The 10,718-nt window shown below is 59.5% G+C and carries 9 protein-coding genes and 1 pseudogene; 3 read left to right on the top strand and 7 right to left on the bottom strand.

Going from position 1 to position 10,718, the window contains the following annotated elements; translation table 11 throughout:
- Nucleotides 1-3,233, bottom strand: a 3,233-nt coding sequence (locus tag AC1D1P_RS06075; RefSeq protein ID WP_477672391.1) for an Hpt domain-containing protein, incomplete at its 3' end; no start/stop codon positions are given.
- A 6-nt stretch (nucleotides 3,234-3,239) separates the two neighbouring features.
- Between AC1D1P_RS06075 and AC1D1P_RS06070 the strand changes: the two genes are divergently transcribed.
- Nucleotides 3,240-3,434: a hypothetical protein gene (locus AC1D1P_RS06070; RefSeq protein WP_477672390.1), complete on the top strand. Its 195-nt coding sequence runs from the start codon at nucleotides 3,240-3,242 to the stop codon at nucleotides 3,432-3,434.
- An 89-nt stretch (nucleotides 3,435-3,523) separates the two neighbouring features.
- Here AC1D1P_RS06070 and AC1D1P_RS06065 read toward each other — a convergent pair whose 3' ends face one another.
- The 5 genes from AC1D1P_RS06065 to AC1D1P_RS06045 all read right to left on the bottom strand — a co-directional run bounded on the left by AC1D1P_RS06065 (nucleotide 3,524) and on the right by AC1D1P_RS06045 (nucleotide 7,409).
- A complete protein-coding gene (locus AC1D1P_RS06065) occupies nucleotides 3,524-5,815 on the bottom strand; it encodes a methyl-accepting chemotaxis protein (RefSeq protein ID WP_477668345.1) in 2,292 nt (763 codons plus the stop codon).
- A 31-nt stretch (nucleotides 5,816-5,846) separates the two neighbouring features.
- Nucleotides 5,847-6,377, bottom strand: a complete 531-nt coding sequence (locus tag AC1D1P_RS06060; RefSeq protein ID WP_477672389.1) for a chemotaxis protein CheW — start codon at nucleotides 6,375-6,377, stop codon at nucleotides 5,847-5,849.
- A gap of 21 nt (nucleotides 6,378-6,398) precedes the next feature.
- The gene (locus tag AC1D1P_RS06055; protein WP_007864987.1) at nucleotides 6,399-6,764 is read right to left on the bottom strand and encodes a response regulator transcription factor; all 366 of its coding nucleotides are present in this window, start codon (nucleotides 6,762-6,764) and stop codon (nucleotides 6,399-6,401) included.
- Nucleotides 6,764-7,162 (bottom strand): response regulator, encoded by a 399-nt coding sequence (locus AC1D1P_RS06050; RefSeq protein WP_457281039.1) that lies wholly within the window; start codon nucleotides 7,160-7,162, stop codon nucleotides 6,764-6,766. The genes AC1D1P_RS06055 and AC1D1P_RS06050 overlap by 1 nt, the downstream gene beginning before the upstream one ends.
- A gap of 73 nt (nucleotides 7,163-7,235) precedes the next feature.
- A complete protein-coding gene (locus AC1D1P_RS06045) occupies nucleotides 7,236-7,409 on the bottom strand; it encodes a rubredoxin (RefSeq protein WP_092131853.1) in 174 nt (57 codons plus the stop codon).
- Nucleotides 7,410-7,491: 82 nt separating this feature from the next.
- On the opposite strand from AC1D1P_RS06045, the gene thiD reads away from it, so the two are divergent.
- Both thiD and hemL read left to right on the top strand, forming a co-directional pair.
- On the top strand, nucleotides 7,492-8,457 hold the full coding sequence (thiD, locus tag AC1D1P_RS06040; RefSeq protein WP_477672388.1) for a bifunctional hydroxymethylpyrimidine kinase/phosphomethylpyrimidine kinase: 966 nt from the start codon (nucleotides 7,492-7,494) through the stop codon (nucleotides 8,455-8,457).
- A complete protein-coding gene (gene hemL / locus AC1D1P_RS06035) occupies nucleotides 8,438-9,778 on the top strand; it encodes a glutamate-1-semialdehyde 2,1-aminomutase (protein ID WP_477672387.1) in 1,341 nt (446 codons plus the stop codon). Before thiD ends, hemL begins: the two co-directional genes overlap by 20 nt.
- A 237-nt stretch (nucleotides 9,779-10,015) precedes the next feature.
- Here the strand turns inward: hemL and purH are convergent.
- A pseudogene (gene purH, locus AC1D1P_RS06030) lies at nucleotides 10,016-10,718 on the bottom strand (bifunctional phosphoribosylaminoimidazolecarboxamide formyltransferase/IMP cyclohydrolase); the annotation flags it as partial.

Below are 10,718 nucleotides of genomic sequence, written 5' to 3'. Positions count from 1 at the left end.
TCGAGTTGCTTCAGCCTGTCAAGGATGGTTGCATCCGCCTCCTTGAGAAACCCCGCGGCAAACTGGTGCAGAAGCCGGCGGATGTCTTCCGCTGCATCAACAAATACCTGCCCATACCTGGCGGCGCCATTGCTGTGGTGAACACTGGATTGCTGCAAAGCCTGTTCAAGCGCCCGAGCCATTCCGGACAGGGCATGGAACCCGACAGTCGCGGAACTTCCCGCGAGGGAATGGGCCAGGGCGACGGTAGAGTCACTGACCGGTTGGTTCAGCTCGAGCGCCCATTCGGCCACCTCAGTCACAAGCCGGCGTGACCATTCATCTGCTTCATTCAGGTAGACGTTGTAAAGCGGAATTCCAATGCGCAAGGCACCGATGACCTTGACCTGTTCGTCACCATTGCCATCCAATGGCAGCACACTGTCAGCTGCATCGACCGCATCATCCGTCTTCAGAACTTCGGCAGCCTGCAAGTGTTGCGGTTGCCCGGCCAGATCGGCGCCTTCGGCCGCTGCCGGCAATTGTTTGTGCCCCTCAGGGGTGAAATCAAAGACCACAGGCGTTGGCTGTTCAGCCGCCACGGCCTCGGCTTGAAAGTGCTTGTCGAAATCCGCGTCCGACAGTTCGATCGGTTCTGTTGCATCTATTTCCAGGGATGCGAACGGCTCCGCCGAAGCGGGCGGCGTTGACGCTGGTGTTGTATCAGCCGTCGCAGAAACTGCGGACAAACTGCCGAAATCAATGCCTTCAATTTCTGCCACAGACGGACCTGCAGGCTCCGCAGGGCTCGCGGTCGCAGCTGCACCTTCCGACTCAAACATGAGGTCAAAATCCAGATCCGTCACGACGGCCGGGTCGGCAACAGGTTCAGCACCCACGGTTTCGGGAACACCTGAATCCAGCTCCAGCTCAGGTGCCAGCACTGTTGGCATTGCTGCCGCCACGGCGGCCACAGGAACCTCGGCAGCATCGACTACGGCAGTCACCAGGGGGCTGTAACGGCCCTCAGTGCGCATCGCATCGGCACTGGCTCGGAAGGTAGACGCCGACCACGATCCATCGCGATTTCCCGCAATGTCTTCAATCCACTTTGCAAAACCGCCCATGGCTTCCAGCGATAAAGCCCGGAACTCATCCGTGGCAACCTTCTGGTCGGCCAGCCAGCTATTGAGCATCTGCTCAAGCGACCACGCCGCCTCGCCGAACTCGTTGAGTCCCACCATGCGGGAGCTGCCCTTGAGCGTATGAAAAGCACGCCGCAAAACCGTGAGTTGAGATACATCGGCCGGATCATTGACCAGCGCAGCCAAAGCTTGCTGGCCGTTGCCGACAACTTCGCGTGCCTCCTCAAGAAAGATGTCACGGAGGTCGTCTTCTTCAAAATCATCCGACGCGGCCGGGCTCTCAGGCGCCGCCTGCACCGGCGTTACGGCAAATGCCAAGGTCGTCAGCGCCTCCGCAGCAACACTCGCGTTGCTTCCGGAAACTGCGACGGCGGCTTCGCGCGCACTTTGCGCAAGCGCAGGTTGTTCGGCCAGCGCCGCATGCGTGGCCAGCGTGTCAAGTTTGAGCGTGAGGTTGTGGTCCGTTTCGCCAAGACCCGCATCCTGCACAACAGAAATCACTTCCTGTGACAGCACATCATTGTTGACCGTGACAGAGGTCGCCGCACTACCGGCGTTCTGGGTCCGGCCCATCAAAGGCTTGAGCTCGCCTTTTTCCGCGTCAAACACAAACAGTTTTTTCGCCAGCGCCGGCTGGTAATTCAACATATCGATGAGGAAACTCAAGGCGCCAAGGTTGTTCCCGAGGTGCTCGAATGTTCCCGCTGCACGCGCGCGCTGTTCATCAATTTCAGTGACCAGCATCTGCTCAACGCTGTCCCGCATGCGCAGCACGGCGTGCGAGGCCTGATCAAGCCCGAGTACCGACAGCACGCCACGCATTTGTGAAAGCTGGCCGGGCACGGATTGAAGCGCGACTTTGTCCTGCGGGTTGCGGAAAAACACATCAAGTGATTTTTCAAGCTCACCCAGCGACACACGCAACTCACCGACTACGCTGCCCATGGTCTGCTTGTCGCTGACCCGGCGGTACAGCTCTTCCATCCAGCCTTCCAGAGGCTGTGGCTCGCCGCCTGCACGGACGCCTTCCAGCCGTTCAGCAAGATTGGCGGTTCTCACAGCCAGCTGGGGATCGTTGGGATCCAGGTCATCAAAAGCGGCTTCAAGGTAAAGCACCGAGGTGGCCACTTCCATGGCCAGTTCTATTCCAGGGGCCTGACCAGACCGGACCGTCGTATCCACGGCGCGAGTCAGCGCCTGCGCGAGTGGTTCGCTGGGCGGATGAAGCTTGAGCAGAGAATCCGTGACGAGGCTGAACTGGTCCGTCACGGACTTGAATTTATTGGCGTCCCCGGCGGAAAGCGACGACCAGGTTTCTTTCGCAGACGTGATGCGCTTGCGGGCCTGGGCGAGCAGAGCCGGATCAAAACGCCCGAATTGAACGAGCTCATAGTCCACCGGTTTGAATCGGTTGAGACCATAGGCTGACCGGATTGCCGAAAGTGCAGGCGTGTCGCTGGCGCGAGGAGAAACAGCCTGTGAACAGAAGAAGAGCAAATCCTGCGCCAGCCGATCCGATACCCCCGTATCACCCTTGGCAAGCGAGGCATACTGCATCAGGATTCGCGATGCAGCTCGCCGTACATAGATGTCCGACCCGAGCAACTCATGCGCGACCGCTTCGAAATAGGCCGCCGCGATCTTCCAGAATATCCTGGGTTGGCGGTCCGCCTGTCTGGCCGCAAATCCGAGGCTGAGCTCCTTCATTTTTTTGGCTGCCTGCGGTGCCTTACCCTTCATGATTTGAAGCACCGATTGATCCATGACAGCGCGAGCACCATCATCGTAATTGCGGGGCTCCGCTGTCGTCGCCAGTTCCGGCTCCAGCCAGCGCCACTCAAGCGGCCACAAGTCAGCCGGATGAATGCGGTCGGCCCGCACCAATTCCTGCACATCACGGTATTGGGGGAAAAGCGAAACGGGTGACACGGGCTTGTCGGCCAGCACACCTTCAAGATACTCGGTCAGCGCAAAACTGGCGCGTTCGATTTTTCCGGCAGCGTCCTGGCTGCATTGCTCAGGTTGCTGCACAAATTTCTGTACCGCAGCTTCCATCGCCCGCAACACCAAGGCTGGCCCCGCAAGGCCCACCATTTCAAGCGCGCCCACGGCCTGATGCAGTTGCTGCCGTGCGATGCGCAACTGGCTGGCGTCAAGCGCCGCAAGATCGGACCCACGCGCGGCTTCTGCGTCCCGCACAAAACGCTTCAGCGCTTTGGCAGCACCGTCCAGCGACTTGCGAAGTTCGTCAAGTACCCAGGCCAGGGGGCCCAGGTCATTGACAGCGAGGTCGAGCTCGGCAGCTGTTGAGTTCGGGACGTTGGATTGCATAGATAACGGGCCGGTTCAGGAATCGGTGTCAGGGGCGAAAGCTGCGTTCAGCGCACGACAAGCTGGCATCAGGCGATCTTGAATCGGGACACCGACTGGCGCAGCTCTTCGGCCATGCGGGAAAGGTCTCGCACCTGCTGTGCCGTGGAACGGGTACCTTCTCCCGTTTGCTCCGTCACCGCGAAAATGTGCTGAATGTTGCCGGCCACCACGTTCGCCGATGCGGCTTCGCGGGAGGCGGAGTTTGAAATCTGCTCAATCAGGTCAGCAAGCCGGCGTGACACCTGGTCAATCTCGGTCAGCGCGGTACCCGCGTTATCGGACAGCTTGGCCCCTTCAACCACACCCTGCGTGGAGCGTTCCATAGCGGCCACGGCATCCTGCGTGTCGGTCTGAATTGCTTTCACCAGGGCCGAAATCTGGCGCGTAGCATCTGCGGAACGTTCAGCCAGTCGCTGCACCTCTTCCGCAACCACCGAGAAGCCTCGTCCGGCTTCGCCGGCTGACGCGGCCTGAATGGCGGCGTTCAGCGCCAGCACGTTGGTCTGTTCGGTAATGTCTGAAATCAGTTCGGTAATTTCACCAATCTCCTGCGAGGACTCACCCAGTCGCTTGATCCGCTTGGAGGTTTCCTGGATCTGGTCGCGGATGGAGTTCATACCGCCGATGGCGTTCTGCACAGCCTGCAGGCCGGATTCGGCGGCTGTCAGCGATTGGCGCGCCACCTGGGAAGATTCCTGCGCCTGTGTGGACACCTCGTTAATTCGGGATGCCATATCAAGCACCGACTGGCCGGTTTCACGAATCTCGCGCAGCTGCTCAGTGGACGCTGCCAGCAGTTCGGTAGAGGTACTTTCCACCTGGGCCGTCGTTTGCGCAACGCGGGTCGCCGTGTTCTGTACGTTACCCACCAGCTGCCGCAACTCTTCCACCGTGTAGTTCACCGAGTCGGCGATAGCGCCGGTAATGTCCTCGGTCACAGTCGCTTCCTGCGTCAAGTCACCTTCAGCCACTGTCTGCAACTCGTTCATCAACCGCAAAATGGCGGCCTGGTTGGCGTCGTTGACGCGCTTGGCGTCCTGCTCTTGCCCTTTCGCTTCCTGTCGCTGGGTTTCAGCAACAGCCTGACGCTGCTTACTGTCTTCCACCTGCAGCTTGGCCAGGCCAGCTGCGCACAATAGGGCAAAGGTAGCAGCACCCGCGAGGATGGCCAGCGACAAAACGCTCAGACCGGTTTGCAGCGACAACTTGCCCTGCAAATCCTCAAGGCCACGGCGAAGGGGCTCACTGTCCGCAATAATCGAAGATTGCGCTTCACGGGCAGACACCAGGCCCTGCAAGTTACCCAAAATGGCACCAGCTTGCACACGGGTTTGCTCATAGAGCGCCATCAGGGCTTCCAGCCGCTCGCGCGTTTGCGGATCTTTGGAGCCGGCCAGGCGCAACTCGGGGCTGCCTTCCTGCAAACCCTGCGCAATTTCCTTGAACGAGTTCAAATCCTTGCCCAGCAGGAACACGGCTTCAGGGCTCACGCCCTCCATGGTCAGGAACTCATTGGCAGACTTACCAATCCGCTGGGTCAACATCACCAGCTGACCGGATGCCGAAATTTCAGCCGGCGCCGCATTCTGCTGGAGTTTGAGTGACGAAACAGTTTCTGCAATTTCCAGCAAATCCGAAGACTGGCGGTTAATGGTGCGCAGGGCGTTGCCCACCTGGGTCAGAATATTTTGCTGACCCATCACGGTTTTCGCGTTCTTTTCAGCGCGCTCCATGAAAGGCGTGACCTTTTCCACGTCAGATTGCAGGTCATCACTCACTGGCGCCAGACGCAGACTTTCTTCACCGGATTTCAGTCCGCGCACGGTTTTTGCCAGTACGTCAGAACTCTCACGCACGTCAGGGAAGGCCTGGGCACTGCCCACCAGCGCCTGAGACACCGATTTCGCCAGACGCTGCGACTGCATCAAAGACTGCCCGGTGGCCGCCACCTGTTGAGCCACTTTATCCGCCTGGCTCAGCGCCAGGAAAGTCACCGTACCCAGGACAGCCACCGCGACGGCGAGGAAAAACACCAGCACCCGCTGATGCTGACCGATGGTCCTGCGGCCCAATAAAGGCAGACGCAGCAGCTCTTGATTTACCGCAGGTGCGCCGTCCTCGGCGGTCGCCATGCGGCTGGGCGCGAAAGCATCGTCATTTCCACCCGGCTGCCGAATCGCTGCGGTCTGAAGCGCAGCCTGATCCATGGCTCCGGTCGCAAGAGGATCTGGCGTACCGACGGAAGCCATGTCCATGCTGTCCTCGGGCTGATCGGGCTTGGTTTTAAATAGCTTCTGGATATTTTCAATAACAGACATGGTGAGCCTTCCGGGAGAGAAACAGTGTGCGCTATGCGCCTATCGTCAAAAAATGCGCTTGCTGGGCAAGCAACTGAAGGTTGATTTCCTGCCAGGTCGCACCATTAAGGTCAACGTACTGGTTGCCAAAGAAATCGGGCGCGTCGGGCGCTTTTTCGGAAAAATCACTGAACGCCTCCTGATTGCGCAGCCCGGACAGCTTGTCGATCAGCAATGCGCAGTTAACTTCCAGGGCACTGTTGAGTGCAACAAGCCTGGAATCCGTGCGTGCAAGCTCGTTTTTGGGAGGGGGTGCTTTGCCGCTGACGTAACTCGCCAGATCCACGACACCAAACAGGCCGCCGCGCAAATTGGCAACACCGGCGAACCAGGCTTGCGTATACGGAACAGGCTGCGTACTGACCCACGGGAAAWTTTCACCGGATTGGCTCAGGGGAAACAGGTATTTCTTCCCGCCAGCCTCCACGGCCAGCCAGGACGCGGCAACGCCTTGCGTCCGCGCAATCTGCAACCTGTCGGCCAGCCGGGTTTGTAGCTCTCTAAGTGCTTGTCTGTTCGCCATGCTTTGGTTTTACGCCGTAAATCAGCCAAGGGCCTTGATTTTGGCCATCAGCTCATCAGCATCCACAGGCTTGGTGATGTAGTCGCGGGCGCCCTGCCGCATGCCCCAGACACGGTCAGTTTCCTGGTTCTTGCTGGTGCACATCATGATGGGGATATCCGAGTACAACGGGTCGCGCGTGATGGCGCGCGTCAGCTGGAACCCGTTTTGCCCCGGCATCACCACATCCATCAGGATCAGTTCGGGCTTGTCTTCCGCCAGGCGGCGAAATGCATCCTCTGCATTTTCAGCAGTTTTGACGGTGAAACCATTTTTGACCAGCAGATCGGTCAAGAACATCAATTCGGTTTTGGAGTCGTCAACTACCAGTATTTTCTTGATTGCCATCACACTACTCCTTGTTTAGCGCTGCCGAGATCCTGTACGGTCTGCAGCAGCTGATCTTTTGTAAAAGGTTTGGTCAGGTAGTCTTGCGAACCCACCATACGACCCCGCGCCTTGTCGAAAACGCCGTCTTTTGAGGACAGCATGACGATCGGGACGCCAGCAAACTTTGCGTTGCGCTTGATAATCGCACAGGTTTGATAGCCATCCAGGCGGGGCATCAAAATGTCGCAGAAAATCAGGTTGGGTTCGTAGTCGTTGACCTTGGACAGGGCATCAAACCCGTCTTCGGCCAACAATACCTCATGCCCCCCCTGCTTCAGGAATATCTCGGCGCTGCGCCGAATGGTATTGCTGTCATCGATGACCAAAACCTTCAGTCCGGAACTGGGAATACTCACTGCCTATGCTCCTCATGTTGCAGGCCCTCGGCAAATGCCGGCCTGCGATTGTCCAGGCAAGTGCCTAAGACGCTTATATCTGAACCATTTCAAAGTCTTCCTTGCGGGCTCCGCATTCGGGACAGGTCCAGTTCATGGGCACTTGCGCCCATGGCGTCCCGGCGGCAATCCCGTGTTCGGGCGCACCGGCAGCTTCGTCGTAAATCCACCCACAAATTAAACACATCCACGTCATTGATTGAGTCACAGCTTAAGTTGCCTTCGAATAGAATGCAACAATTGTATCGAGGCGGCGTTGCTTATTCGCGTACAAGGCAAAATCGCAGCCTATGGCAAACCCCAAAAATCCTCAACTGGACAGCCRACAACTCCAAATCGAGGATACCGACGCATCGCCGGCTTGCGTCATGACATTCAACGCCAACGACCCCAGCGGAGCGGGCGGATTGACTGCTGATATTGCATCGATCACTTCTGCCGGAGCCCACGCGCTGGCAGTTGTAACAGGCGCTTATGTGCGCGACACGGCCGAAATTTTCGACCATTTTTCATTCGACGAAGAGGCTGTAACCGACCAGGCCCGCTCGGCGCTGGAAGACATGGCGGTATCCGCCATCAAGGTCGGGTTTGTCGGCAGCCCCGAGAACATCAGCACCATTGCCGAGATCGCCTCGGACTATGCCGATGTGCCGCTGATCGCCTATATGCCCAACCTGTCGTGGTGGGAAGAAAGCGAAATCGACAGCTATCTGGACGCCTTTCGCGAGCTGATGCTGCCGCAAACCACAGTGTTGGTCGGCAACCACAGCAGCCTATGGCGCTGGCTGCTGCCGGACTGGTCCGGGGAGCGCAATCCCTCGGCTCGGGATATTGCCAAGGCCGCTGCCGACCTGGGTGTTCCCTACACGCTGGTCACCGGAATCCCCATGCCCGACCAATTCATCGACAACGTGCTGGCCACGCCGCAAGCCGTGCTTTACAGCGAGAAATTCGAACGTTTCGAGGCGGTCTTTGCCGGTGCAGGTGATACGCTGTCTGCGGCCCTTTGCGCACTGCTGGCCAACGGCCATGACCTGCAGGCGGCCACCTCCGAGGCACTGACTTACCTGGACCACAGCCTGGATGCCGGCTTTCATCCCGGCATGGGCAATATCGTGCCGGACCGCCTGTTCTGGGCACAGGCTGATGTCGATGAATCCGAAGACGAAGCGGCTGATGCCGAGCCTGGCGATGATGCCGCCCTGGTTTTGAAGACTGAAATTGACCTGCCCCCCAATGGAACAACCAAACACTAAGCCCCCTGCCAAGCCCCTTTCCGCCGAACTCTCCCGCAACAACGCGCTGTTTGAGCGTGCCAAAAAGCTGATCCCCGGTGGCGTCAACTCCCCGGTTCGGGCCTTCAAGGCGGTAGGCGGCACACCCCGTTTTATCCAGCGCGCACAGGGCGCCTACTTCTGGGATGCGGACGGTCGGCGTTACATCGACTACATCGGTTCCTGGGGTCCCATGATCCTGGGCCATGGCCATCCGGCGGTCGTTGAAGCCGTGCAAAAAGCCGTACTGGAAGGCTTTTCCTACGGCGCACCGACCGAGCGTGAAGTGGAGCTCGCCGAGGAAATCGTGCGCCTTGTGCCTTCGCTCGAGATGGTGCGCCTGGTCAGCTCAGGCACCGAGGCAGCCATGAGCGCGATCCGCCTGGCGCGCGGCGCCACGGGCCGCAGCAAGATCATCAAATTCGAAGGCTGCTACCACGGTCATGCCGACGCCCTGCTGGTCAAGGCCGGTTCAGGCCTGGCCACTTTCGGCAACCCGACCAGCGCCGGCGTGCCGCCCGAAGTGGTGCAGCACACCCTGGTGCTCGAATACAACCACCTCACCCAGCTCGAAGAAGCCTTCGCGCTGCACGGCAAGGACATCGCCTGCCTGATGATCGAGCCGATCGCCGGCAACATGAACTTTGTGCGTGCCAGCGTGCCCTTCATGAAGCGCTGCCGCGAACTGTGTACGCAGCACGGTGCCCTGCTCGTGTTCGACGAGGTCATGACCGGCTTTCGCGTGGCGCTGGGTGGCGCCCAGAGCGTTTACGCCCGCAGCATTCCCGGCTTCAAGCCCGACATGACGGTCATGGGCAAGGTGATAGGCGGCGGCATGCCACTGGCCGCCTTTGGCGGCACGCGCGCCGTGATGGAGCAACTGGCACCGCTGGGCCCGGTCTACCAGGCCGGCACGCTATCAGGCAACCCCGTGGCCACCGCCTGCGGCCTGGCAACCTTGCGCGAGATCGCCAAACCCGGCTTTTACGAAGCACTGGGCGCCCGAACCCGCAGCCTGGTCACCGGCCTCACGCAGGCTGCCGGCAAGGCCGGTGTGCCATTTTGCGGTGACAGCGAAGGCGGCATGTTCGGCTTTTTCCTGCTCGGCCAATTACCGCAGAACTACGCCACGGTCATGACGACCGACAGCCCTGCGTTCAATCGCTTCTTTCATGCGATGCTGGACAGCGGGGTGTATTACGCGCCGGCGCTATATGAAGCAGGCTTTGTGAGTTCGGCGCATACGGACGCGGACATCGAAGCGACGGTGGCGGCTGCGGCCAGGTTCTTCGCCGCCGGCTAAGGCAGCGCCCTGACATATATTGCAGTATTCGGGCTTCAGCCCAATCAGGGCGGGCGCGAGCGGCTATTAAATCAATAGCGGCCGTACATTGATGCAGGGTTCAAGGTGCGGAAGTGTTCTTGCGCCGCCTCTGGCCTGTTCACCCAAAAGGGAAAAGGGACGCGTTATGCTATCAATTTGATAGCTGTTCGCGCCCATTCCCATTGGGCTATCGATCAAAAACCCTTAAAACGTGACTTAATGCCGGAAGTGCCGGACCCCGGTCAGCACCATCACCACTTCGCGCTCGTCGGCTGCCGCGATAACCTCGTCGTCCCGCATGCTGCCACCGGGCTGGATCACGCAGGTCGCGCCGGCGTCCACCACCACGTCGAGGCCGTCGCGGAAAGGGAAAAAAGCGTCGCTCGCCACTGCTGAGCCCTGCAGCGTCAGCCCGCCGTTGGCGGCCTTGATGGAGGCGATGCGAGCCGAATCGATGCGGCTCATCTGGCCGGCGCCGACGCCCAGTGTCATGCCGTCCTTGCAAAAGATGATGGCGTTGGACTTGACGTACTTCGCAACCTTCCAGGCAAACAGCATGTCATGCAGCTGCTCCTGCGTCGGCTGCAGCTTGCTGACGACTTTCAGGTCGCCGATGGCCAGTTCGTGGTTGTCTGCGGTCTGCATCAACAGGCCCGAGCCAACGCGCTTGACGTCCATCAGGTTGCGGCCCTGCTTCCAGGCCGTGTCGCCGCCGGGCGGCAGGTCAATCTGCAAAATCCGCACGTTGACCTTGGTCTTGAACACTTCCAGCGCTTCGGGTGTGAAGGCAGGCGCCATCAGCACTTCGACAAACTGCTTGGAAATCTGCTGTGCGGCGCGCTCGTCGAGCGGGCAATTGAGGGCGATGATGCCGCCGAAGGCCGAAGTCGGGTCGGTCTTGAAGGCCTTGCTGTAGGCT

It is taken from the genome of Polaromonas sp. P1_E1_2 (genome assembly GCF_056406035.1).
This window is presented reverse-complemented; position numbering and strand designations above follow the sequence as displayed.

Excerpts from the sequence above, each read along its gene's own strand:
- AC1D1P_RS06070 (WP_477672390.1), top strand. The coding sequence starts at position 3,240 with ATGCAGTTGCTGCCGTGCGATGCGCAACTGGCTGGCGTCAAGCGCCGC.
- AC1D1P_RS06065 (WP_477668345.1), bottom strand. The coding sequence starts at position 5,815 with ATGTCTGTTATTGAAAATATCCAGAAGCTATTTAAAACCAAGCCCGAT.
- AC1D1P_RS06055 (WP_007864987.1), bottom strand. The coding sequence starts at position 6,764 with ATGGCAATCAAGAAAATACTGGTAGTTGACGACTCCAAAACCGAATTG.
- hemL (WP_477672387.1), top strand. The coding sequence starts at position 8,438 with ATGGAACAACCAAACACTAAGCCCCCTGCCAAGCCCCTTTCCGCCGAA.